At 64.8% G+C, this 24,709-nt stretch carries 20 protein-coding genes; 8 read left to right on the top strand and 12 right to left on the bottom strand.

Annotation, left to right across the window (positions count from 1 at the left end; translation table 11 throughout):
• Positions 1-140 precede the first annotated feature (140 nt).
• The 3 genes from ACVMIH_RS03740 to ACVMIH_RS03730 all read right to left on the bottom strand — a co-directional run bounded on the left by ACVMIH_RS03740 (position 141) and on the right by ACVMIH_RS03730 (position 3,846).
• Positions 141-1,553, bottom strand: a complete 1,413-nt coding sequence (locus tag ACVMIH_RS03740) for a sensor histidine kinase (RefSeq protein WP_456860787.1) — start codon at positions 1,551-1,553, stop codon at positions 141-143.
• Between the two features lie 141 nt (positions 1,554-1,694).
• On the bottom strand, positions 1,695-2,954 hold the full coding sequence (locus tag ACVMIH_RS03735) for an MFS transporter (protein ID WP_431017260.1): 1,260 nt from the start codon (positions 2,952-2,954) through the stop codon (positions 1,695-1,697).
• A 229-nt stretch (positions 2,955-3,183) separates the two neighbouring features.
• Positions 3,184-3,846, bottom strand: a complete 663-nt coding sequence (locus ACVMIH_RS03730; RefSeq protein WP_456860785.1) for a hypothetical protein — start codon at positions 3,844-3,846, stop codon at positions 3,184-3,186.
• Positions 3,847-4,023: 177 nt separating this feature from the next.
• Between ACVMIH_RS03730 and ACVMIH_RS03725 the strand changes: the two genes are divergently transcribed.
• The 3 genes from ACVMIH_RS03725 to ACVMIH_RS03715 all read left to right on the top strand — a co-directional run bounded on the left by ACVMIH_RS03725 (position 4,024) and on the right by ACVMIH_RS03715 (position 7,568).
• Positions 4,024-4,191, top strand: coding sequence for a hypothetical protein (locus tag ACVMIH_RS03725; RefSeq protein ID WP_168855689.1), 168 nt, complete (start codon positions 4,024-4,026; stop codon positions 4,189-4,191).
• A gap of 634 nt (positions 4,192-4,825) precedes the next feature.
• Entirely contained in the window at positions 4,826-6,022 is a 1,197-nt protein-coding gene (locus tag ACVMIH_RS03720) for an acetyl-CoA C-acyltransferase (RefSeq protein ID WP_253587115.1), read from the top strand.
• Positions 6,023-6,263: 241 nt separating this feature from the next.
• A complete protein-coding gene (locus tag ACVMIH_RS03715) occupies positions 6,264-7,568 on the top strand; it encodes an MFS transporter (RefSeq protein WP_168855690.1) in 1,305 nt (434 codons plus the stop codon).
• Positions 7,569-7,595: 27 nt separating this feature from the next.
• On the opposite strand, the gene ACVMIH_RS03710 is transcribed toward ACVMIH_RS03715, so the two are convergent.
• From ACVMIH_RS03710 to ACVMIH_RS03700, 3 genes are all read right to left on the bottom strand, one after another.
• Positions 7,596-8,912 carry a carbohydrate porin gene (locus ACVMIH_RS03710; protein ID WP_456860783.1) on the bottom strand — a complete coding sequence of 439 codons (1,317 nt, stop codon included), beginning with the start codon at positions 8,910-8,912 and terminating at the stop codon, positions 7,596-7,598.
• 48 nt (positions 8,913-8,960) lie between these two features.
• Positions 8,961-9,980 (bottom strand): transporter, encoded by a 1,020-nt coding sequence (locus ACVMIH_RS03705; RefSeq protein ID WP_456860781.1) that lies wholly within the window; start codon positions 9,978-9,980, stop codon positions 8,961-8,963.
• Positions 9,981-10,122: 142 nt separating this feature from the next.
• Positions 10,123-10,908 (bottom strand): acetoacetate decarboxylase, encoded by a 786-nt coding sequence (locus ACVMIH_RS03700; RefSeq protein WP_253587117.1) that lies wholly within the window; start codon positions 10,906-10,908, stop codon positions 10,123-10,125.
• A 221-nt stretch (positions 10,909-11,129) separates the two neighbouring features.
• Here ACVMIH_RS03700 and ACVMIH_RS03695 point away from each other — a divergent pair, with 221 nt between their 5' ends.
• Positions 11,130-12,293 (top strand): patatin-like phospholipase family protein, encoded by a 1,164-nt coding sequence (locus ACVMIH_RS03695; protein WP_456860778.1) that lies wholly within the window; start codon positions 11,130-11,132, stop codon positions 12,291-12,293.
• A gap of 109 nt (positions 12,294-12,402) precedes the next feature.
• Here ACVMIH_RS03695 and ACVMIH_RS03690 read toward each other — a convergent pair whose 3' ends face one another.
• Both ACVMIH_RS03690 and ACVMIH_RS03685 read right to left on the bottom strand, forming a co-directional pair.
• Positions 12,403-13,962, bottom strand: coding sequence for an acyl-CoA carboxylase subunit beta (locus tag ACVMIH_RS03690; protein WP_057019749.1), 1,560 nt, complete (start codon positions 13,960-13,962; stop codon positions 12,403-12,405).
• A complete protein-coding gene (locus tag ACVMIH_RS03685; protein WP_028335005.1) occupies positions 13,892-14,866 on the bottom strand; it encodes an IclR family transcriptional regulator in 975 nt (324 codons plus the stop codon). The genes ACVMIH_RS03690 and ACVMIH_RS03685 overlap by 71 nt, the downstream gene beginning before the upstream one ends.
• Before the next feature lie 129 nt (positions 14,867-14,995).
• Between ACVMIH_RS03685 and ACVMIH_RS03680 the strand changes: the two genes are divergently transcribed.
• The 4 genes from ACVMIH_RS03680 to glsA all read left to right on the top strand — a co-directional run bounded on the left by ACVMIH_RS03680 (position 14,996) and on the right by glsA (position 20,623).
• Positions 14,996-15,217 (top strand): acetyl-CoA carboxylase biotin carboxyl carrier protein subunit, encoded by a 222-nt coding sequence (locus ACVMIH_RS03680; protein ID WP_076826552.1) that lies wholly within the window; start codon positions 14,996-14,998, stop codon positions 15,215-15,217.
• Between the two features lie 153 nt (positions 15,218-15,370).
• Positions 15,371-16,534: a TAXI family TRAP transporter solute-binding subunit gene (locus tag ACVMIH_RS03675; protein ID WP_456816549.1), complete on the top strand. Its 1,164-nt coding sequence runs from the start codon at positions 15,371-15,373 to the stop codon at positions 16,532-16,534.
• A gap of 143 nt (positions 16,535-16,677) precedes the next feature.
• Positions 16,678-18,741, top strand: coding sequence for a TRAP transporter permease (locus tag ACVMIH_RS03670; RefSeq protein WP_057019745.1), 2,064 nt, complete (start codon positions 16,678-16,680; stop codon positions 18,739-18,741).
• Positions 18,742-18,763: 22 nt separating this feature from the next.
• Positions 18,764-20,623, top strand: a complete 1,860-nt coding sequence (gene glsA / locus ACVMIH_RS03665; RefSeq protein ID WP_456860776.1) for a glutaminase A — start codon at positions 18,764-18,766, stop codon at positions 20,621-20,623.
• A gap of 189 nt (positions 20,624-20,812) precedes the next feature.
• On the opposite strand, the gene ACVMIH_RS03660 is transcribed toward glsA, so the two are convergent.
• The 4 genes from ACVMIH_RS03660 to ACVMIH_RS03645 all read right to left on the bottom strand — a co-directional run bounded on the left by ACVMIH_RS03660 (position 20,813) and on the right by ACVMIH_RS03645 (position 24,702).
• Positions 20,813-21,340 (bottom strand): carboxymuconolactone decarboxylase family protein, encoded by a 528-nt coding sequence (locus tag ACVMIH_RS03660; RefSeq protein ID WP_168855695.1) that lies wholly within the window; start codon positions 21,338-21,340, stop codon positions 20,813-20,815.
• A gap of 577 nt (positions 21,341-21,917) precedes the next feature.
• On the bottom strand, positions 21,918-22,277 hold the full coding sequence (locus tag ACVMIH_RS03655; protein WP_456860775.1) for a Zn-ribbon domain-containing OB-fold protein: 360 nt from the start codon (positions 22,275-22,277) through the stop codon (positions 21,918-21,920).
• Positions 22,274-23,410, bottom strand: coding sequence for a thiolase family protein (locus ACVMIH_RS03650; RefSeq protein WP_456860773.1), 1,137 nt, complete (start codon positions 23,408-23,410; stop codon positions 22,274-22,276). The genes ACVMIH_RS03655 and ACVMIH_RS03650 overlap by 4 nt, the downstream gene beginning before the upstream one ends.
• Positions 23,411-23,535: 125 nt before the next feature.
• Positions 23,536-24,702, bottom strand: a complete 1,167-nt coding sequence (locus ACVMIH_RS03645) for an acyl-CoA dehydrogenase family protein (protein WP_028344637.1) — start codon at positions 24,700-24,702, stop codon at positions 23,536-23,538.
• Positions 24,703-24,709: the final 7 nt, after the last annotated feature.

Raw genomic sequence — 24,709 nt, 5'->3', positions numbered from 1 at the left:
TCTGTAGCCCGCATGAGCGAAGCGACATGCGGGGCCGGATGCCCCGGATATCGTTTCGCTCATCCGGGCGACGCTTGCTGCGTCCTCGCCACACATTCGCCGATGCGTCGATCGGCCAGAGGCCGGGCTACCACCAGCGGCTAGCTCGAGACCGGGATCTCGATCAGCACCAGCGTGCCGCGGCCTGGTTCGCTTTCCAGCGCGATCCGGCCGCTGAGCGACGACACCACGGTATTGAAGGCGATGTGCAACCCGAGCCCGATATTGCCCCGCTCCCGCCCGGTGGTGAAAAACGGATCGAACACGCGGGCCTGCAAATCCTCGCGGATGCCGACGCCTTGGTCGGCGCAGGCGATCCGGGCCAGCGCCTGTTCCGGCTGCGTCACCGTCATGGTGAAGCGTCCGCCGCGGCCGTCGGGATAAGCGTGCGCCGCGGCGTTGAACGCCAGGTTGCTGATCACCTGCGCCAGTGCGCCGGGATAGCTGTTCAGAACGATGCCTTGCGGGCAGTCGAGTTCGACGATCAATCCCTGCCGGGACAGCAGCGGCCCGAGCTTTGCGATCAGCTCGGACAGCCATCCGCCCAGCTCGAACGTGTGACGCTCCTCGTCGGCCTGATGGATGGCGACTTGCTTGAAGCTGTGCACCATCTCGGATGCCCGATGCAGGTTTTCCGAGGTCAGTCGAAGGCCGTTCTCGATCCGTGCAATGCCCCTTGTCAGGTCGGAGCGCCGGACAGCGGTGCCGCTCAGCGCCTCGCTCATCGCGCGAAGATCCGCCTCCATCGTCGTTGACGTGGTCAGCGCGAGGCCAAGCGGCGTGCTGACCTCGTGTGCGACACCGGCGACGAGCTGCCCGAGCGAGGCCAGCTTCTCGGCCTGCACGAGCTGCGATTGCGTCGCGTGCAGATCGCGCAACGAGGCTTCGGAACGCTCCTTTTCCTGCTTCAGCGCCTGCGCCGTTCGAAACTGCTGGCGCGCGCGGAACTCGCGGGCGGCGACGGCGTAAAGCGACAGCGCAAAGGCGTTGAGGACCAGGGAATGATTGATGAAGCGCAGCCCCGGCGGCAAAGCCGGCCCGAGCGATTCAGCGATGCATAGCGCAATCCATGTCGTGAGACAGAACACCGCCAGTGGCCCGATCCGCAGCGGCAGCATGGTCGAGACGAACAGGATCACCATCATCACGCCGGGTGCCGCATAGGTGAATCCCGAGGGCAGCACGAGGTAGACGCTCGGCAGCACGCAGCCTGGAACGACGCAATAGACGAGGAAGATCGTCTCGGCCCACGGCTTCATCGCCGGCACCGAGAGCAAGGCGGTGAGCGGCAGCAGGACCAGCACGGCGACCCCGCCGCGGATCGCCAGCGTGGTCGCCACGACGTCGGGATAGAGCACCCAATCCCAGAACGCATATCCGGCATAGGTGAAGGCGCCGAGCAGCATCGCGACCTGCGTCCAGCCGATATTGCCCCGCACGTACTGGTCTACAAATCGGCGCTCCTCGACGATGTCGTCGAAGCGCAGTCCAAGGCGGGTCAAAAGACGGAGCATTACAATATCAAACGAAAAAGGCCTGGCACTGGAACTTGGCACTGGAAATGGGAGCGTCGAAAATGATCTACGACAGCTTGCCCGCGCTGTCGCGTCCTTTTGGCGCATCGGCGACCGCGGCGCGGCATCGCGCCGCGCCCCTCACCGGGCGTTGGCCGGGGCGTGGGTCGGCCAGAGATCGGCGCGCCAGTGCAGCGCGATTGCCAGCATGGCGATGAAGCCGGCGGCGGCGAGCAGCGTGCCGGTCGCGGTGTAGCCGATCAGGTCGATCAGGCTGCCGGCGGCGAGCAGCCCGAGCGGCAGGCCGTAGATCACCATCATGCGCACGCCCATGACGCGGCCGCGCAGATGCGCGCTGGCGTTGCGCATCAGCATCACGGCGGCCGAGATCATCGACATGCTCTGCGCGATGCCGGCGAGCAGCAGGCAGGCCATCGCGACCGGCATGGTCCGGAGCTCGACGAACACCAGCAGCATGGCGTACCAGGCGAGCGTCGCGCCGATCAGGAGCCGCGCGATGCGTACCCCGCCGGCCATGCTGAGCGTGATCGAGCCGATCAGCGAACCCACCGCAAAGCTTGCCGAGAGATAGCCGAGCCCGGTCTGGTCGGTATGGAAGATGTCGCGCGCGACATAGGGCAACAGGCCGTTGGTGAGCGGGAACGCCGTGAGGTTGGCGAGGAACGCGACGCAGAGCGCGGCGCGCATGCCCGGGCCGCTCCAGGCATAGACGATGCCCTCCTTGAGGTCGCGCAGCAGCTTTGAACCCGGCGCGTCGCCGGCCGCGAGATCGGTCGTGCCATGCGACTTGGGGCGGCTCATGCAGAGCATCAGGATGGCGGCGACGAAGTAGAAGCCGGCGATCCCGACATAGACATAGCCAATGCCCAGCGCCGCGAACAATCCGGCCCCGGTCAGGGCTCCTGCGATACGCGCCGAGTCCTGCGTGGTGCGCGCCAGGCTGATGGCGCCGACCAGCTGCTCCGGCGGCATGATGTCGGCGAGCAGCGCGCCGCGCACGCCGAGATCCGACGGGCGGATCACACCCATGATTGCGACGATGATCATGACGTTCAGCGGGGCGAGATGCCCGGTCAGCGCCAGCGTCATGATGGTGCCGGCGAGCACCGTATAGGCAAAGCGCATCACGGCGAGCAGATCGCGGTGCCCCATGCGGTCGCCGATCATGCCGACGACCGGCGCGACCAGCGTGCCGACATATTGCAGCGACGCCAGCACGGTGAGCAGCAGCACCGAGCCGGTCTCGACCATGATGTACCAGCCGAGCACCAGCGTCTCGACCTCGAACGCCCAGGAGGTGAGCAGATCGGACGGCCATTGAAAGCGATAGCTGCGGATGCGAAATGGCGCGAGCGCGGAGGTCCGCGTGGTCCCGCTCAAGACGCGATGACGCGTGTCACGGCGTGTCCTGCCCTTTTTCCTTGTTCTTCTGGGTCTTGCTTCTTGGTCGTGCTTGCGGCGCTTTGAATTCGTCTCGAGTCGCTTGGGAGAACGCTCTGTTCCGTCAGCGTAGCGCCGAGTCGATTGGTGTCAATCGAGGCCGCCGCATGCGGCCATGCACGATTGTATCCGCAGCGACGTGATGGCGTAGCCTCGCGAATCGCAGGCCCTACATCGGCGGCGCGGCGCGCCGCAGCATGAAATGGGTGGGTATGAAGGCGAGCAGTGGCAGGCCGATCATCAGGCCGGTCAGCCACACCAGCGGCGGCACGAAGCCTTGCGCCGCCCTGTCGCTGGTGCCGAAGACGTAGTTGATGTTGACCGGGGTCATGCCCGGGTCCGGCCGCGGTCCCGGCATTACAAAGTAGCAGATCAGCAGCAGCGCCCATGCCAGCACGCTCCAGACGATCAGCGCGCGCTGGTCATAGCCGAGCCGCCAGACCAGGAACAGCAGCAGGAACGGCAGCCAGCCGTGGAAGCCCGACAGGAACCGCAGGAACAGCGAGAGGTTCTGGTCGAACATGTAGTCGGTCATTCCGGTGAGCGAGCAGCCGGCGACATGGGCGAGAAAGTCGATCACCCAAAATGTTTGCGGCACAAGGAGTCCGACGGCGCACATCGAAATCAACAGCGCGCTCTCGGTCCAGACCCCGATCAAGGTGAGGATCAGGCAGACATCGCAGAAATACAGAAAGTTGGTCGGCCCGTAGCAGTAGGTGTACACCGGCACCAGGACAGCCATGAAGGCGCTGAAGCCGATCTTGACGGAGAGCGGAATGCGGGCGGACGGCTGCTCGACGGCGATCACGGACATTGCGGTGGGACTTTCCATTGCACAATCCGCCAGCCCTAGCGCCGGATCGGTAAACAGACCCGTATTCCGCAACCTTGAATTGATCGGCGTCCGGGAATTCGGTTAACGCCAACTCAGCGGCGCCGGTACAGTTTTAGCCGCCCGCGCGCGCGATGATCGTACTAGCATGTCTGTTCCGAAGCCGCGGAGGACGACATGAACGCCTTCGAAGTTTTCGCGATCTACCTGGCGCCCTTTGTAATCATCGCGATCGCAATCCGCCTGCTGATGCAGCGCCATGCCGTCGACCTGCCGGACGTGCAGAAACAAGCGGGCTCCGCGCCGAAGCGACGATTTCTGCTCGGCGCCTGGCGGTCGGATTAGGTCAGGTCGCAGACAAGCTCGGATGCGCCGCCGCCCAGCGAAAATTCTCAATCACTGATTTGCCCGACGGCGCAAGCGACGACCAAGCGAGTGTATGGTTTGTCTGTCTCACCGATCGAGGGACGAATCGCGATCGCCACGAACGGTCGAGATGCGGACACCTATTCGGTGTCGTCCCTGCCTAGTGCGCAATTGCGCACGGGAGCAGGGACCCATAACCACAGGCCGTCATTGTTGAGCGGCGCCCGAACGACGAGTCCCATTCACAATATCCGCTGCGGAGTATGGGTCCTGGCTTACGCAGAGACTACGCCTGGGAAGCAACCGTGCGCTCTCATTCTCCCCGGCATCATCATGAATCGAGGACCATCCTCGTCGTCCTGGCGAAGGCCAGGACCCATTATCCCGAATGCGAATTGCCTCGCTATGCTGGGGCCGCTACCCTCCAACAGCACAAGTCGGTGGTTATTGGTCCTGGCTTTCGCCAGGACGACATTGGTGATGGCGGAACGATCCCATCCCCGACTCATGTGAACACGACATTTTGTCATGAGAGCCGCAGTTGCATTTTTTGCATTGCATCATATGATGACAATAATTCAATCAAATCCCCGGCCTTGAAGGGACTCCTGCCATGGCAACCAGCACCGATCCCGTCGTCATCCTCTCCGCCGCCCGCACCCCGCTCGGCCGCTTCATGGGCGAGCTCGCGCCGCTGCCGGCGCACAAGCTCGGCTCGCATGTGATCGGGGCGGCGCTCGAACGCGCGAAACTCGCGCCCGAGCGCATCGACGAGGTGTTCATGGGCAACGTGCTGCCCGCCGGTCAGGGGCAGGCCCCTGCCCGCCAGGCCGCGCGCGGCGCCAAACTGCCGGATGCCACCGGCGCCACCACCGTCAACAAGGTCTGCGGCTCCGGCATGAAGGCGACCATGCTGGCCCACGACATCATCAAGGCCGGCTCGGCCGAGATCGTGCTGTCCGGCGGCATGGAGAGCATGAGCAATGCGCCGTATCTGTTGCAGAAGGCGCGCGGCGGGTATCGCGCCGGCCACGACCGCATCATCGATCACATGATGATGGACGGGCTCGAGGACGCCTATGAGACCGGCCGCTCGATGGGCGATTTCGGCGAGGCGACCGCGGAGGCCTATCAGTTCACCCGCGCCGACCAGGACGCGTTCGCGATGGAGACGCTGAACCGTGCCCGCAAGGCGGTCGAGGGCGGCGCCTTCAAGGCCGAGATCGCGCCGATCACGCTCGCCGAGAAGGCCGGCCCGCGCATCGTTGCCAATGACGAGCACCCGCTGAAGGTCGATCCGGCAAAAATCCCCGGCCTGAAGCCGGCGTTCCGCGCGGGCGGCACCATCACGCCGGCCGCCTCCTCCGCCAATGCCGACGGCGCCGCAGCGCTGATCCTCAGCCGCCGCTCGCTCGCCGATCGCGATGGACTGCCTGTGCTGGCCGAGATCAAGGGCCACGCCACCCACAGCCAGGAGCCACAGTGGTTCACGACAGCGCCGATCCCGGCGATCAGAAAACTGCTCGACAAGGTCGGCTGGAGCGTCGGCGATGTCGACCTGTTCGAGATCAACGAGGCGTTTGCGGTGGTCGCGATGGCGGCGCAGCGCGATCTCGGCATTCCCAGGGACAGGCTGAACATCAACGGCGGCGCCTGCGCGCTCGGCCATCCGATCGGCGCCACCGGCGCGCGGCTGATCGTGACGCTGCTGCACGCGCTGGAGGCGCAGAACCTGAAGCGCGGCGTTGCCGCGCTGTGCATCGGCGGTGGCGAAGCCACCGCGATCGCCGTCGAGCGGGTCGCGCACTGATCCGGTATGTCGTCATTGCGAGCGAAGCGAAGCAATCCATCTCTTTTCACAAACCGAACGATGGATTGCTTCGTCGCTTCGCTCCTCGCAATGACAGTTAGTTATGAAAGGCGTCCGTGAGGCAGTACGACGGCCTGGCGCCTGAGTCCGAAAATGAGGGAACTATGGCATTTTAGCCATGGCTCCCCTGTGCCATATTGCGCATCACGCAAAGCTTTCACCGCAATCGATCCGGAACACAATGATCTCGAACTGGCTTGCTTCCGCCCTCGCCCGCCGCAACATCCACTACGGCTGGGTGATGGTGGCCGTGACTTTCCTTGCCGCCCTGATCTCCGCCGGCACCGTCGGCGCGCCCGGCGTGTTCATCGTGCCCCTGCAGAAGGAGTTCGGCTGGTCCACCGCCGAGATTTCCTCCGCGCTGTCGATCCGCTTCATCCTGTTCGGGCTGATGGCGCCGTTCGCCGCCGCGCTGATGAACCGCTACGGCCTGCGCAACGTGACGCTGGCGGCGCAGCTGATCGTGGTCTCCGGTCTATTGGCCTCGCTCGCCATGACCCAGGTCTGGCAGCTCATCCTGCTGTGGGGTGTCGTGATCGGAATTGGCACCGGGATGACAGCGCTGGTGCTCGGCGCGACCATCGCTGCGCGCTGGTTCGTGGCGCGGCGCGGCCTCGTGGTCGGCATCCTCACCGCAAGCGTCGCGACGGGACAGCTCGCCTTCCTGCCCCTCCTCGCGACACTGACCGAGCGCTACGGCTGGCGCGTCGCGCTTGGGCTGGTCTGCGTCATGCTCGGCGTCGCCGCCTTCGCCGTGCTGATGGTGATGCGCGACCGGCCGAGCGACGTCGGCCTGCGTCCGTTCGGCGACGAGGGCACCGCGCCGCTACCCGCGCCGCCGCCGGCCAATGCGCCGATCGTGGCCGCCGCGCTCGGCACGCTGCGCGACTCCGCGAAATCCTCGGTGTTCTGGATCCTGTTCGCGACCTTCTTCGTCTGCGGCGCCTCGACCAACGGCCTGGTCCAGGTTCATTTGATCCCGATGTGCCTCGACTACGGTATCCCGCAGGTGCAGGCGGCGAGCCTGCTCGCCGCGATGGGGATCTTCGATTTCTTCGGCACCATCGTCTCGGGCTGGCTGTCGGACCGCTACGACAACCGCTATCTGTTGTTCTGGTATTACGGCCTGCGCGGGCTGTCGCTGCTGTTCCTGCCGTTCTCCGACTTCACGTTCTACGGGCTGTCGCTGTTCGCGATGTTCTATGGCCTCGACTGGATCGCGACGGTGCCGCCGACCGTGCGCCTCACCGCGCAGCGCTTCGGCGCCGAGCGTGCCAACCTGGTGTTCGGCTGGATCTTCGCCGGCCATCAGCTCGGCGCTGGCGCCGCCGCGTTCGGCGCCGGACTGTCGCGCACGATCTATCAGAGCTACCTGCCGGCGTTCTTCATTGCCGGCGCGCTGTGTATCTTTGCCGCGCTGATCGCTCTGGCGATCGCGCGGCCGCAGCCGAAATCGGTGGCGGAGCCGAAGCCGGTCGCGGCCTGAGGCCGCTTCCCGCGCGACGTGCGCCGGTCAGTACGACAGAATGGTGCGCATCCCGAACACCACGCTGTCCTTGATCCGATGCGTTTGCGTCGGATCGTTGGGATCGACGGCGCCGCCGCCGGGATGGGCGATGTATTGAAACATCGGCTGCATGGTGAAATTCGGGTTCACCACGTGCTGGTAGGTGATCTCGAGAATCGCCTCGTAGTCGCGGATCGGATACGGCGTGCCCGTGAAGATCTGGGTGTCGCGGTCGAGCGCACGCGCGGCGTCCGAAATCCTGGCATAGATCGCGGCGATGCCGAACCGATCGTCCGGATATGTCTCGCTGAAGCCGGTGAACAGGAAGCCGCCGTCGACATAGGTGCTGATCAGATTGCGGTCCGATGGGCTGACCGAGGCGCGCATGAAGAACGCCACGCCCTTGTCAGCGTCCGGCCTGGCGCGCGCAAGCAGCTGCTCGTAGACCATGAAGATGCCGTTGTCCCGCCGCAGCCATCGCGTGTCGCCGGAGCTGTCGGGATCAGCGAGCGACAGCCCGTCGGCCGAGAAGCGCTGGTCAGCAAACGAGCCCATGTGATACCAGGCGCCGCCGGTGATGGTCGCCGGCAGCCTGCTCTCGCCGATCTCGAACTTGTATTTGAGCTGGCCGATCCACCATGGCGGATCGTTGACCCGGAAATTCAGCCCGTGGGCGTTCAAGATCTGTGGATCGTCGGCCCCCTGCGGCGGCGAAGCCGAGCCGTCGAACAGTGCCAGATAGGCGGTGATGCGGTCGGACAGATTGGCCTTGAACCGGATGCCGGGCACCGCAAGTGGCGGCGACGGTCCGCCGGCCGGCAGGATGGTGCCGACAATGCCGGGCCAGCCCAGCGCCGAATTGATGAAGATGTCGTCGTACTGACTGTCAATGAACTCGACGTCCGAGCCCTGCTGGCCGACGCGAACCGAGAGTTTGCCGCCGAGCAGCTTCTGCTCGATCCAGAATTCATAGAGCCGCGTCGCCGGCAGCGACTCGACACCGGACACCAGGAACAGGTTGCCGACATAGCTCCGCGACAGCCCGTCGCCGTGAATCTGGTACATGTTGGCGTGGAAGGTCGCGCCGGTCCAGCCCATCGCCTTCTCGAGGTCGATGGTGGTGCCGAGATCGAGACGGCCGGTATAGGCCGCGCCGTTGCTGACGCCGCCGGAGACGTTAGCAAAACCCTCCCCGATATAGGTCAGGCTGAACTGGTAGCCGGCCTCCTCGAGCGCAGCCCGCGTATCCGCAATCCGGTCGGCGACGGGCTTGTCTTCCGCATGCGCCGGCGCGCCGAGCGCGAGGGCCGCGGCCACCAACATCGCGCGGGAAAGAACTCTGCACATCGGGAATGCCGCGGTGCGCTCGCGCTATTTGACGATGCCGAGCCGCCGCATCAGCAGATAAGCCAGCAGCGCCGACCCGATCAGAAGGCCGGCCGCAACCAGGAACCCGCTGTCGACGTCGGTCAACGGCAATCCCTTGGTGTTCATGCCGAAGATGCCGGTGACGAGCGTCGGCGGCAGCAGCATCATGGTGACGACGGACAAGGCATGGAGGTGCTTGTTGCTCTCCTCCTCGAGCTTGAAGCGCAGCTCCTCCTCGAGCAGGCGGCTGCGCTCGTGGAGTTCGACGATATCGTGGTCGAGACCGTCGAGCCGCTGCGCGAGCTTGCCGGCCTGCAGCCGCAGCGCCGGGCTGAGATTGTCGGTGTTCTTCTGCTCGAGCCGGTGAAACAGCACGCGCAGGCCGGCGAGCTGGCGATGCAGTCGCACACAGGTGCGGCGCATCCGGCTCAGATTCTTGCGCAGCTCCGATCCGGTATCCTCGGCGAGCACCCGCTCCTCGATCGCATCGATATCGGTGCCGATCTTGTCCGCCATGCGGTCCAGGGTATCGGCGATCTCGTCGACGATCTTCTCCAGCAGCGCCGCGACGCTGCCGACGCGATGGCCACCCTCGAGCACGCGGCGCGTCGCATCGGCGGAGCACAGCGCCTGATGGCGGCCGCTGACCAGGAGGCGTTCGGTCATCGCAAAGCGGAGAAAGCCGGTCTCCCGGGTCGCGGCGTCGATATCCCGCACCAGATCGGAAAACACGCCGTAGACGCAATTGTCGACGACGTGGATCTGCTGGAAATTGTCATTCGACAGCAAGAGGTCCCGCGCCAGCTGCGGGATGTGCATGTTGGCGAGCCATGCCCGGGTGCGGACGTCGGTCAGGTTGAAGTGCAGCCACAGCCTTCCGTCATGGCTCGGCTCGATCGGCGCATCGATCGGAAGCGCCTCGGCACGGCCGTCGTGATACAGGCGGAACGCCCAGACCAGACCGGGGACCGCCTCGCGGGTCAGCAGCGACCCGACCGGAGCGGGAGGTGGATCAGCCAGCATGGCCCGCCCCCAAGGCAATCGATAACGCAACCGCGCGAAATGACATGTTCAAGGCCTCGCCCACGCGCAACGCTGAGCAAGCGCGTCCCTTCGACGGAACATAGGAGGACGCGCCTGTTACAGTTTTATGTCAGCGACCGCCCTACTCCGCCGCAAGACCGGTCGGCGCCGCCGCCTCCGCGGCCTCCTTGTTGTAGTCGTGCACGACGCGGCCGAACGGCAGCGTCAGATCGGCGAGGAAGTGATGCGCGCCGACGACACGCTTGACCGGGAAATCGGCGACCGGTGCATTGACATGCGGCACCAAATGCAGCCGGCCGGGTCCGATCCAGGAGCCCTTGACGACGATGTCGGTCAGGTTGATCGCGACCAGCTGGCAGACCTCGAGATGCCCGTCGACGCCGGGGATCATCTTCAGATTAACTTGCGTCTTCGACAGCGTGGCGCGGGTGACGTCGCCATTGCCCGCCATGCTCTCGTGCTTGTAGCCCATCGTGCCCATCGCAACGAGCTGGCCGGCATATTCCAGCGTGCCGGTCAGCGTGTCCTTGACGATCTCGAGCTTGGGATGAGCGTACTTCTTTGGAAAGCCCCAGATCTCGCGGCCGGCCGCGATCGGCGGATCGTCGTCGAGGTACATCTGGCAGACGAAGTTGACCTCTTCGCCATGCAGGCGCGCGGGGATCACGAGGCCGGACTCGGTGTAGCTGCCGAAGCCGGAGCTGTCGGGCATCTTGATCCATTCGTAATGCACGAACGCCTGCTCGATCGGCTCCAGCGGCTCGGGCAGGCCGGCGCGGATCAACTCCGGATCGGTCTCATAGGTGATGACGAGGAATTCGCGATCGATGAAGCGATACGGACCGGCGGGATAGCTCGGGCCGGCGGCCGGCATCGACGGAAGCTTGAGCAGATATTCCCTGCGCATCGCAATAACCCCCTGTTTGAAAAGTTTGCCCGAAAGCTAGCGGCCGAGATTGACAGCGATGTGAGGAATTTCCGTCAGGCGCATGACCTGCGTTTCGTGGCGGAGCCCAATGCTAACCATGCAGGCGGGCATGCCGGATGCGCCGTGCGCGGGCGCCGCAATTGTCATCACGGCGTCATCGGCGCGCTGAATTCTCGCCGCGAATTTTTGGAGTGTCTGATATGGACGCGCGAACCCCGCATTTCGACGATATCGATCACGCGACGCCGGGCTGGCGTCCGGAAGGCTGCGATCGCGTGGCCCTGGTCCTGCAGGGCGGCGGCGCACTCGGCGCCTATCAGGCTGGCGTCTATCAGGCGCTGCATGAATCCAACATCGAGCCCGACTGGGTCTGCGGCGTCTCGATCGGCGCGATCAACTCCGCGATCATCGCCGGCAATCCGCCCGAAAAGCGGCTGGAACGGCTGCACACGTTCTGGGATCGCATCACCAGCCGCAAGATCTGGCACTACACCCCGGACGGCGACATCTTCCGCAAGGCGCGCAATTTCACCAGCTCATGGCTGACGACCACGCTCGGACAACCCGGCTTCTTCACCCCGCACCAGACCAATCCGTGGTTCAGCCAGGCCGGCGCGCGCACCGCCACCAGCTACTACGACACCACGCCGCTGCGCGAGTCCTTGCTCGAGCTGGTCGATTTCGACCGCATCAATTCCAAGAAGATACGCTTCGCGGTCGGCGCAGTGAACGTGCTCTCCGGCAACTTCATCTATTTCGACAATGCCCGTGACGAGATCATTCCCGAGCACATCATGGCGAGCGGCGCGCTGCCGCCGGCGCTGCCGATGGTGAAGGTCGGCACCGATCATTTCTGGGACGGCGGCATCGTGTCCAACACGCCGCTGCAGCATCTGCTCGACCAGGAAGACAACATGAATTCGCTGGTGTTCCAGGTCGACCTGTTCTCGGCGCGCGGCGCGCTGCCGCGGGACATCCAAGACGTGATGGCCCGGCACAAGGACATCATGTATTCGTCGCGCACCCGCTACAACACCGACGTCTATCGCAAGACCTACAATCTGCGCACCGCCCTGCACGATGCGCTGGGAAAAATCCCCGACGATCAGCTGTCGGACGAGGAGCACCAGCTCAAGAAGGCAAACGCCCGGCTGCCGGGCATCACGCTGTTGCAGCTGATCTATCAGCAGAAGGCCTATGAGGGCGACGCCAAGGACCACGAATTTTCCGGCACCTCGATGCGCGAGCACTGGGTGAGCGGGCACGAGGACACCAAGCGCTCGCTGAAGCGGCGCGAATGGATCAAGATGCCCGAGAACGGCATGGGCATCGTGATCCACGACGTGCATCGGGAGGCGGAGTAAATAAGGCCGTCATTGCCGGGCTTGACCCGGCAATCCATCCCGCTTCGGATGACTCATTCGATGGATGCGCGGGTCAAGCCCGCGCATGACGCGTTGAGTCTGAGGGCCCTTACGGCCGCGTCGACATGTTGCTCGGCGGACCAGCCTTGCGGATCGGTTCGGCGAGGCGCGCGAACTCGCAGAGCAGCGAGCGCGTCTTGCGCGGATCGATCACCTCCTCGACCCAGAACTTCTCGGCCGAGCGGAACGGCGAGCGCAGCTTGTTGAGGCGATCCTCGATCTCGCGCAGCTTGGCGGCGGGATCGGCGGCCGCATCGATCTCGGCGCGATAGGCCGCCTCGATGCCGCCTTCCAGCGGCAGCGAGCCCCAATAGGCCGACGGCCACGCATAGCGCATCGAGAAGCGGTTGGCCGGCTGATGCACCACGCCGGCGACGCCGAAGGCGTTGCGGATGATGATGGTGCACCAGGGCACCGTGCTCTGGTTGACCGCCGCCATCGCCCGCACGCCGTGGCGGATGGTCGCCGTCTTCTCCGCCTCAAGCCCGATCATGAAGCCCGGGCAGTCCATCAGGTAGACCACCGGCAGATGGAAGGTCTCGGCGAAGTCGACCCAGCGCACTACCTTCTGGCAGGCGTCCGCGGTCCACGAGCCGCCATAGTGGAACGGATCGCTGGCGAGCAGCAGCACCGCCCTGCCCTCGATCCGTGCCAATCCGGTGATGATCGGGCGGCCGAAATTGGTGCCGACCTCAAAGAACGAGCCCTTGTCCACGACGGCATCGATGATCGGCCGCATCTTGTAGACCTGCCGGCGGTTGCGCGGCACGGCGGTGAGCAGCGATTCCTCTGCACGTTCCGGATCGTCGGTGCAGGGAATGGTCGGCGGCAGGTCGTAGACCGACGACGGCAGATAGGACAGGAAACGCCGCGCGTAGTCGAACGCCTCCTCTTCGGTCTCGACGGCCTGATCGATCGCGCCGGCGCGGGTCTGGATGTCGGCGCCGCCGAGCTCCTGCTTGGTCAGATCCTGACCGAGGCGCTTCACCACCGGCGGGCCGGCGACGAACATCGCGGAGCTCTTGGTCATGACCGAGTAGTGCGTGGCGGCAAGCCGTGCGGCACCGAGGCCCGCGACCGAGCCGAGCCCGAGACCGACCACCGGCACGCGGGCCAAATTGGCGGTCGTGTACCAGTACCAGCGCGTACCGCCGACGCCGCCGGGCAGATTGGCGGCGCCCCTGGTCTCGATCGTCTTCACCGAGCCGCCGCCGCCGGAGCCCTCGATCACGCGAACGATCGGCAGGCGAAAGTCGTGCGCCATCTCCTCCGCCATCAACGGCTTGGCGGAAATCGATGCATCCGCCGAGCCGCCGCGCACGGTGAAGTCGTCGCCGACCACGACGACGGTGCGGCCGTCGACCCTGGCGCGGCCGAACACGCAGTTCGCCGGCGTCAGGTGCTTGAGCTCGTTGCTCTCGTCATATTCGGCGATGCCGGAGATGGCACCGACCTCGTGAAAGCTGCTCTGGTCGACGAGCTTGTCGATGCGCTCACGAACCGTGAGCCGGCCCTGGTCGCGTTGCCGCTTGACCTTGTCAACGCCTCCCATCTCCCGCGCGAACGCTTCGCGGCGGGCGAGGTCGTCGAGTTCCGGCTTCCAGTTCATTCACTGCTCCCGTCTTGATGATTTTGTTGTTGTTATGGGCGGTCACCGGAAGCGACTTGCGCTCGATCCGATTGCTGAAGATGTCGCCGTCGGCGCCTTCGAGCAGGCTGCCGAGCGCGGCGGCGAGCTCGACCATTTGCGGCGCGACCTCGCGATGCAGCCGCGCCTCGTCATACATCGCCGAGAGTAGGCCGATCGTGGTGACCACATAGGTCTGATACTGCGGCGACCACAGCGGCACCGCGACGCCGTTGATGTGCGGGCTCCACAGGCCGCAGGCGACGACGTAGCCGTGCTCCTGCAAATGCCGGCGGTTGGCCTCGATGCGCGGCGTCAGCATCTTGGCGCTGTCGGGCAATTCGCCTTCCATCTCGGCGATCAGCGCGTCGCCGACCGCGGGATCGAGCGCGGCCGTGTAGGCGTGGCCGGCCGCGGTGGTCGCCATCGAAATCCGGCTGCCGGTGGCCTCATGCAGGCCCAGCGCGTTCGCCGCGCGGGCGAACTCCAGATAGACCAGGTGAAAGCGGTCGGGGATGACGAAGCCCACCGTGCCGGGCAACTGATCGGCGACATCCTGCAGGCGCAGCCGGATCAGATTGCGCAACTGCAGCCCCTTCATCATCGTGGTGCTCATCGCGACCGCGCTCGGGCCGATGCGATATTTCTGGTCGCGCGGCAGATAGACGAGCTGTCCCATCCGCGTCAGCGTGTGTGTCAGTCGCGACACCGTCGAACGCGGCAGGCCGCAGCGGTTCGAGATCTCGAGATTGCCGAGCCGGGCCTCGTGTCCCTCGAAGCACCGCAACACATCGAAGGCGCGCGACACCACCTGGATGACATCGCCATCGCCTGTCTCGCTGGCGAGCATTCCCTGCCTGCTAAGCCGTTCCGAGCGCCTTCCCATCTGTTTGGCTCCATTCCGTCCTACGGAATAAAATTCCACTTGCAGAAGAAGCTACCTCAGGCAATCTGCCGCCACAACAAAAAGCCGTTCGCCGGATGAAATTTCCGCAAGACGGTATCGGAGAGTGGAATGCCAGAGATCAAGGTTGTGACCGAAGTTGCCGGGCGCGTTTGCGCGCTTCCTGTCGAGACCGGCAGCAGCATCGGCAATGGCGACGAGATTGCGTTCGTCGAAGCGATGAAGATGGAAATACCGGTCACGTCGACGACAGCAGGCAAAATCAAGTCGATTCTGGTCAAGATCGACGATGTCATCGCCGAAGGCCAGGCGGTCGCGATCGTCGAGACCTGAGATCCCACCCCTGCCATCCGGCCGCGACAATCTGTCCGGTGATGCAGCGGCCGAAATCGCCGGCTTGCGCCGGAGGTAGCGTTGCCATCGCCGGATCACGATGCAATCATTCCGCCCGGAAAAGTTTCGCACAGCGAAACAAAGGGAGGAATTATGATCCATCGGCTGATGGCGCTCGCGCCTGCCGCTCTTGCCGGCATTTCGATCTACGCTGCCCTGCCCGCCTCGGCCGAGGACATCAAGCTGCCGCCGACCATGGCGGTGACCGCCTACGACACCGGCACCGCCGGCTTCAACATCGCGGTCGGCGTCGGCAAGATGATGAAGGACAAATACGGCACCGACGTCCGCGTGCTGCCGGCCGGCAACGACGTCGCGCGGCTCGCGCCGCTGCGCGCCAAGCGCGCGGTCTCCTCGGCGATGGGATCGGGGACCTATTTCGCGCAGGAAGGCGTGTTCGAGTTCGGCGCCAAGGAGTGGGGCCCGCAGCCGCTGCAGCTCATGCTGTCGTCGGTCGACTGCAATTGCGGCGCGCTTGGCGTGGCAGCCGATGCCGGCGTCAAGGAAATGAAAGACCTTCGCGGCAAGCGCGTCGGCTTCGTGGTCGGCTCGCCGGCGCTGAACCAGAATTCGCTCGCGATGCTCGCGTTCGGCGGCCTCACCCAGAAGGACGTCAAGATCGTCGAGTTCGCAAGCTATGGGGCGATGTGGAAAGGCCTGATCAACAACGACACCGATGCCGCCTTCGGCACCACGATCACCGGCCCCGCCAAGGAAGCCGAGACCTCGCCGCGCGGCCTGATGTGGCCGCCGCTGCCCGCCGACGACAAGGAAGGCTGGGCACGGGTGAAAAAGGTCGGCTCGTTCTTCTTCCCGCAAACCGCAACCTGCGGCGCCGGCATCTCGCCGGACAAGCCGATCCAGCTCGGCAATTACCCCTACCCGATCTTCGTCGCCTATGCGGCGCAGCCGGTCGACCAGATCTACGCGATCACCAAGGCGATGATCGTCAACTACGACGCCTACAAGGATTCGGCGCCCGGCGCCGCCGGGCTCGGCGCCGACCGGCAGACCAAGAACTGGGTCGTTCCCGTGCATCCCGGCGCGGTGAAGGCGCTCAAGGAAACCGGCCACTGGAGCGACGAGCAGGAGGCGCACAACAACACGCTTTACAAGCGCCAGGAGGTGCTGGCCGCCGCCTGGACGGATTACGGCAAGTCGAGCCCGCCGTCGGACGACAAGGCCTTCCTCGATGGCTGGATGAAGGCGCGCGCTGCCGCGCTTGCGAAAGCCAATATGCCCAATGGCTTTGAGTGAGACCCGCCAACGCGCGATGAGATCGCGTTAGTCGTCATCGCGCTTGCGCCCGTTTGAGTATGGTGCTTCCGGAAAACCGCTTCGCACTTTTCCGGATCATGCTCTAGGCTACGGGCAAAACGGACAACATTGGGGGATGCGTAATGCCCGAGAACGCCGCGGCTGCGCCTGCGAAAAGAATCGAGTTTGAAGATCCGCATGCTGGTCTCGACAACCTGCAGGAGGCCGAGGTCACGCGCGTGCGCACCCTGCGCGGGGTGTGGCGTTGGGCGCTGGTGGTCGCAACCGCCGCAACCATCCTGCTCTGCATCAACCAGCAGTTCTCGCTGCGCTTCTTCATCGACTACACCCAGCTCAACACCGAATATTTCTATCTCTTGATCGCGCTGATGCTGCCCTTCACGTTCCTGATCTTCCCCGGATCGGAGCGCGCGCCGCTGAACCGCATTCCCTGGTATGACCTCGCGCTTGCCGTCGCGACCTTCGCCGCCTCGATCTGGCTGATGCTGAACGTGCGCAAGGCGGCGCAATATGGCTGGGAGTCCGACGGCGCCCCGAGGAATGTCATCATCGCCGGCCTGGTGATGTGGGTGATGCTGATGGAGGCGCTGCGCCGGACCGGCGGCTGGAGCCTCCTGCTCAGCGTGCTGCCCTTCACCGTCTATCCACTGTTCGCCGAGGCCAGCTGGCTCGGCCCGTTCCGCGGCTCGCAGCTGACGCTCGACCAGACCACGGCCTATCACGTGCTGTCCGGCGAGAGCCTGCTCGGCATTCCGATCCAGGCCTTCGCCGACACCGTAATCGGCTTTTTGGTGTTCGGCACCGCGCTGATGATGACCGGCGCCGGAAAATTCTTCATCAACCTCGCCTTCGCGCTGTGCGGCACGTTCCGCGGCGGCGCCGCCAAGGTCTGCATCTTCGCCTCCGGCCTGCTCGGCATGATGTCGGGCTCGATCGTCTCCAACGTGCTGACCGCCGGCACGATGACGATCCCGGTCATGAAGAAGAGCGGCTTCCGCGCCTCCTATGCCGGCGCGATCGAGGCCTGCGCCTCCACCGGCGCCGTGCTGGCGCCGCCGGTGATGGGCGCCACCGCGTTCGTGATCGCGCAGTTCCTCAATATCAGCTACGCGGAGGTCGCGGTGGCCGCGATCATCCCTGCGGCGCTCTACTATGTCGGCCTGTTCATGCAGGTCGATTCCTACGCCGCGCGCCACGGGCTGAAGGGCATTCCGCGCGCCGAGCTGCCGCGCGTGATGGATACGATCAAGGACGGCTGGTACTACGTCTTCGTGATCGCGCTCCTGATCGTGATGCTGCTGTATTTCAAGCGCGAAAGCCACGCGCCGTTCTACGCCACCGCGCTGCTGCTGGTGCTGAACCAGATCTTCTCCAAGGAGAGCCGCTGGACGCTCGGGACGATCGCAAAATTCCTCGAGGTCAATGGCCGCACCTTCGTCGAGCTGGTCGGCATCCTCGCCGGTTGCGGTCTGCTGATCGGCGCGTTCTCGATGACCGGCGTGGTGTCGAGCCTCGCCAACGATCTGTTGACGCTTGCGGGCGACAACGCGTTCCTGCTGCTCGTGATGTGCGCCTTCACCAGCCTGATCCTCGGCCTCGGGCTGACCACCACCGCCTGCTACATCTTCCTCGCCATCCTGGTTGCGCCCGCGCTGGAGAAGCTCGGGCTGAACCGGATGGCGGTGCACATGTTCATCTTCTATTGGGGCATGCTGTCGTCGATCACGCCGCCGGTGGCGATCGCCTCCTTCGCCGCGGCCGGCATCGCCGGCTCGCCCGCGATGAAGACCGGATGGGAATCGATGTGGGTCGGCAGCATCATCTATTTCATCCCGTTCTTCTTCGTGCTGAACCCGGCGCTGGTGATGCAGGGACCGAGCCCCTATCTCGCCGGCCTCGGCCTGATGGCGCTCGCGGCCTGCGGCACGCTGTTCATCTGCGGCGGCATCCAGGGCTATCAGGCCTTCGTCGGCGACCTCCGCGGCGCCGGTGCCCTGGAATGGCCGCTCCGGGTGCTGCTGGTGATCGGCGGCTTCGTGCTCGCGACGCCCGGCGGCGGCATCAACCCGCTGTCGCAGCTGCAGGTGTCGCTGCTGGGGGTCGCGATCCTCGCCCCGACGGTGTTGATCGCCTTGATGCTGGTCCGCCGTCAGGCGCTGGTTCCGAACCAGTTGCGCGCGCCCTGATTGCGATGCACAACAGGAGGCGATGAAACGATCGCCTCCTCCCGTCACCGCCACCACCACGGCCTGGTCCAGCTCGAAGCCGCCGCTGCTGCGGTTTCTGCACACTTGTTACGCAGACTTCCTGCCGGAGGCCGCGGGCGCCGTTGCCGACTACATCCCCGAGCTCGGCAAGGCCGACCCTGCCCATTTCGGCATCAGCCTGGCGACGCTCGACGGCCACGTCTACGAGGTCGGCGACACCAGGGTGCCGTTCACCATCCAGTCGATGTCGAAGCCGTTCGTGTTCGCGCTGGCGCTGGACACGCTGGGCGCCGAACGAGTGGAAAGCGTGATCGGCGTCGAGCCGTCCGGCGACCCCTTCAACTCGATCCGGCTCAATGCCGAGAACCATCCGTTCAATGCGATGGTCAATGCCGGCGCGATCGCCTGCTCCGGCCTGCTCCACGCCGACAAGGGCGACGGCGCGTTCGACTACATCCGCCAGGCGCTCGGCCGCTTCGCCGGACGTGAGCTCGATATCGACGAGGCGGTCTATGCCTCCGAGAGCGCCACCGGCGACCGCAACCGGGCGATCGGTTATCTGCTGCGCACCAACAGCGTGATCACCGAGAACGTGCCTGCGGTGCTCGACGTCTATTTCCGGCAATGCTCCATCCTGGTCACCGCACGCGACACCGCCGTGATGGCGGCGACGCTCGCCAATCGCGGCATCAACCCGCTGACAGAGGAGCAGGTGGTGACGCCCTACGCCATCGCGCGCACGCTATCGGTGATGACCTCGTCGGGCATGTACGACTATGCCGGCGAATGGATCTACCGCGTCGGCATTCCCGCCAAGAGCGGCGTCGGCGGCGGCATTCTGGCGGCACTGCCGGCGCGGCTCGGGCTCGGCAGCTATTCGCCAAAACTCGACAAGCACGGCAACAGCGTGCGCGGCATCAAGGTGTGCGAGACGCTGTCGGCGCATTACGACCTGCATATGCTCAACCGCAGCGACGACGCACGTCACAGCATCATCGCCGACTACAATATCGGCAAGAACCCGTCGCGGCGGGTACGCCGGCCGCAGGAGCAGGAGATCCTGGCAAGGCACTTCCAGGAAGTCCGCGTGATCGAGCTCGTCGGCACCCTGTCGCTCTCCAATGTCGACTATGTCTCGCGCCGCCTCGCCGGCAGCCCGCGGCCCGAATTCGTGATCTTCGATCTGCGCCGCGTCACCTCGACGACCCGCGCCGGCGCAAGGCTGGTGGCCGAAGCTTTCCAGGAGCTCGCCGAGCTCGGCGTCACCGTGATCCTGTCCGGCATCAAGCGGACCTCGCGCGAATGGGCCACGATCAGCGAGTGGACCAGGCGGCTCGGCAATATCAGGGATTTCTATCTGCTCGACACCGCGATCGAGTGGGCCGAGGACCAGATCGTCTACCGCTATGGCGGCTCGATCGACTTCCTCGAGACCACGGAGCTTTCCGAGCAGCCGCTGCTCACCGGATTGAGCGAAGCCGAGATCGCCGATCTCACCTCGCTTTGCACGGTCCGGACCTACCAGCAGAATGAAAAGGTCATCGCCGCGGGCAGTGAGGCCGCCTCACTGTTCTTCCTGCGCAGCGGCGTGGTTCACGTCACCCTGCCGGACGGCATCCGGCTCGCGACGCTGACTGCCGGCATGGCGTTCGGCGAGATGGCGCTGCTGGAGCCGAAGCGGGTCGCGGACGTGGTCGCCGATATGTCGGCGACCACCTACGAAGTGACGATCGAGGATTTCGAGCGCTTCCGCGAGCGACATCCGCGCGCCGGCGAGCGGATCATGCGCAACCTCGCGCAGATCCTCGCCGAACGGCTGATCCTGGCGAATGCAAAGGTGGATCTGCTGACGTCGGGGTAGGTCTCTCTGTTCTCCCTCTCCCCGCCCTTCGCGGGGAGAGGGTCGGGGTGAGGGGCTGCATCCGCAAAATAACTTCGAGTTAGACTCGCGGAGATTCCCCCTCACCCGGACCACATTCCGCTTCGCTGCATGCGCTCCGGCCTCTCCCCGCAGGCGGGGCGAGGCGAAGGACTCCGCGACGCGATCCGCTCAGCTTACCACTTCCGTCACCGGCTGCATGTCGATCTCGAAGGTCTCGAGAAATTTCGACGTCATGATGTAGAAGCCGACCGAGAGTTGCAGCTCGATCAGCGCGGCCGGCGTCAGCTTCGCCGCGATGGTCTTGAAGGTCGCGTCGGTCGGCTTCTTGAGCTTGACGATCTCGTCGGTGAAGGCGAGCGCAGCGCGCTGCACCTCGTTGAAGCAGGTCGCGGACCGCCAATCCTCGAGCGCGGCGTTCTGCTCGTCGGTGACGCCGACATTCTTGCCGATCCGCTTGTGCGCGACGATCTCGTAGGGCGCCTCGCAGAGAATGCCGGTGCGCGTGATCGCCAGCTCGCGGACGACGGGATCGAGCTCGCCCTTGTGGCGGATCGCGCCGCCGAGCCGGCAATACTGTTCAAAGTAGCTTGGCGAATGCGCCATCATGCGAAAGATATTGGCGTTGCGGTTCTTGTCGAGGATCTCGCGGGTCCGCGGGCTTGCCTTCGCGGGATCGGAGTAGTCGATACGGGCCATTTCCTAACCTTGATCTTGCTGTCGTTTCTGTCGGGTTCCGAAACACTAGAGCTTTTTCAGTTCCGATGAAATCGGAACGGGGCTCTAGATCCTTGTTTTGACGCGTTTTCTTCACGCGAACCGGTATCCACTTCGCTCGAAAACGCTCTGTACGGGCTGCTGTCGCAGGAGCAACACGCGCGAGTCAAATTGCCGCCGCATTCCCAGACAACGCTGTCACAGTCGATATTCGCTGAGTGGGGACTCGTCAAAAGCGAATACTCGACGCGGGGTGTTCCGAGTAAAAAATCCGGCCGTCTTGCGCGCAATTCGCGCAACGATGAGTCACGCCCAAGTCTAGGGGAAACGCATGAAGGAAGCCACCAAGAGGGCGGCCTCGGAAGCGCTTGCGCAAATGCTGGCGGTGACGGCAATGCTCGTCATCGCCAGCGTGATCTTTTATTGGCACTGAGGCATGATCCCGAAAAGTGTGTAGCGGTTCTCGGAAGGATCATGCCCAAAATGATCCGCAAACTATGAGGGGCAAGCGCGAACCTGTTCAGCCTGGTCTTGCGTTCTGACTGGATCGTTCAGCCCCTCATTTCGCCTTTGCGAAATACGGAACCAGCCGTCCCGCGAATTGCGTGAAGCGCGCCGCGACCTTGTCGCCGATGGCAAGGTCGTTGTCGCCATGGGCCATCATGCGAAAGCCCTCGTCGGCATCGACAAGCACGATGTTGTAAGGCACATGCGCCCGCGTCTCGGGCGTCGCGGCGCGGCAGACCAGCGAGGTCGCATACACCGTCCCTGCCCCGCCGGCGCGATGCTCGGCAAGATCGGGCGAACCGCAGGCGGCGCAAAAGCTGCGGCGGAAATATTGCCGCGCGCTGCAGCCGTTGCAGGACTGGTAGACGATGGCTTCAGTGCCCTTGGTCCAGTCCACGATCGGTCCGCTCATCGCACGCGCTCCAGGAACATGCTGACATGTGACGACAGCACCCCGCCGTCGCCGTGCAGCAGCGCCACCGAGGCGTCGCGCACCTGACGATTTTCGGCGCGGCCGGTCATCTGCAGATGGGTCTCGATCAGATGCGCCATCGCGCCGCCGACGCCGCAATGGCCGTAGCTGAGCAGGCCGCCATGGGTGTTGAGCGGCATCTCGCCATCCTGATTGAAATAGCCGGCGCGCACCCGCGCCGCCGCCTCGCCGCGTCCGGCAAGGCCGAGATCCTCCAGCAGCATCGCGAGCGTGATCGTGAAGCTGTCATAGACCGCGGCGTAGCGCACGTCCGGGATCGCGACGCCCGCCGCCTGCTTCGCTTTCGCGATCGAAATCTCGGCACCGAGTTCGCTCAGCGCAGGCGCTGCGGTGACGTGCTGATGGGTGTGTGCCTGGGCGCAGCCGCGGACGCGGACCTGCCGCTCGCCGGTCGGCTCGCGGCTGATCACACAGGCCGCACCGCCGTCCGACACCGGGCAGCAGTCGAGCAGCTTGAGCGGCATCGCCACGGGCTTGGAGGCCATCACGTCGGCAACCGTGATCGGCTCGTGGAATTGCGCGCCGGGATGCGTCAGCGCGTGCTTGCGCATCAGCACCGCGAACTCGGCGAGGTCTTCCTGCGTGAGGCCGTATTCATGCATGTAGCGCGTCGCGACCAGGCCGTAATAGGCCGGGATCGTCGGCCCCAGCGTCACCTCGTAGTCGGGATGCCCGACCTGGGCCAGCGCCTGGATCGAGGCGTCGCGGCTCTGCCCGGTCAGCCGGTTCTCGCCGCCGACCACCAGCACGTGTTTTGCAACACCGGCGTCGACCAGGTGATGCGCCAGCATGGTCATCGCAAGCCCGGTGGCGCCGCCGACCTGAACGGCGTGCGCATAAGACGGGCGAATGCCGAAGTGCTCAGCGAAGACCGTGGCCAGCATGATATGCGGCGAGACCGTGGAGTAGCCGCAGAGGATGCCGTCGATCTCGGAGCGCTTCAGCCCGGCATCCGAGATCGCAAGCTCGGCCGCCTTGCTCATCAGGTCGAGCGAGGACAGGCCCTCATGCTTGCCGTAGGACGTGAGGCCGACGCCGGTCACGAAGCTCATTTCAGCGCACCTATCTCAGAGCGTCATTCCGGGGCGATGCGAAGCATCGAACCCGGAATCTCGAGATTCCGGGTCTGGTCCTTCGGACCATCCCGGAATGACAACCTACAATGATTTGCGTCATCTCAATACGACTTCGGAAGGCCGAGCACCTTCTCGCCGATGAAGCTGAGGATCAGCTGCGGACTGATCGGCGCGATGCGCGGGATCAGCGATTCCCGCAAGTAGCGCTCGACGTGGTACTCCTTGGCGTAGCCGAAGCCGCCATGGGTCATCACCGCTTGCTCGCAGGCATGGAAGCCGGCTTCCGCCGCGAGATATTTTGCGGAGTTCGCCGCGGGGCCGCAGGGCAGGTTCTGGTCATACTGCCAGCCGGCGCGCAGCACCATCAGCCAGGCTGCCTCCAGTTCCATCCAGCACTTCGCCAGCGGATGCTGGATCGCCTGGTTCATGCCGATCGGCCGGTTGAACACGATGCGGCCCTTGGCATATTCCGACGCCCGCTTCAGCGCTATCTGGCCGAGGCCGACCGCTTCAGCCGCGATCAGGATGCGCTCGGGATTCATGCCGTGCAGGATGTATTCGAAGCCGCGGCCCTCCTCGCCGATACGGTCTTCGACCGGGATCTCGAAATTCTCGAAGAACAGCTCGTTGGAATCGACCGGCTTGCGGCCCATCTTCTCGATCTCGTGCACGGTGACGCGCTTGCGGTCGAAATCGGTGTAGAACAGGCTGAGGCCATGGGTCGGGCTGCGCACCTCCTCCAGCGGCGTGGTGCGCGCGAGCAGCAGGATCTTGTTGGCGACCTGGGCGGTCGAGATCCACACCTTCTGGCCGTTGACGATGTATTTGTCGCCCTGGCGCACCGCGCGGGTCTTGAGCTGCGTGGTGTTGAGGCCGGTGTTCGGCTCGGTCACCGCGAAGCAGGACTTGTCGCGGCCGTCGATGATCGGCGGCAGCATGCGCTGGCACTGCTCCTTGGTGCCGAACACCACCACCGGATTGAGCCCGAACACGTTCATATGCACCGCGGACGCGCCGGACATGCCGGCACCGGATTCGGAGATCGTGCGCATCATGATCGCGGCATCGGTGATGCCGAGCCCGGAGCCGCCATATTCCTCGGGGATGCAGATGCCGAGCCAGCCGGCATCGGCCAGCGCGCGGTGGAAGTCGGCCGGATAGCCGCCCTCCTTGTCCTTCTTCAGCCAGTAGGCTTCGTCAAAGCGCGAGCAGATCTTGGCGACGGCATCGCGGATCGATTCCTGGTTGGCGGAGAGTGCGAAATCCATCTGTCGT

It is taken from the genome of Bradyrhizobium sp. USDA 4503 (assembly GCF_054055815.1).
This window is presented reverse-complemented; position numbering and strand designations above follow the sequence as displayed.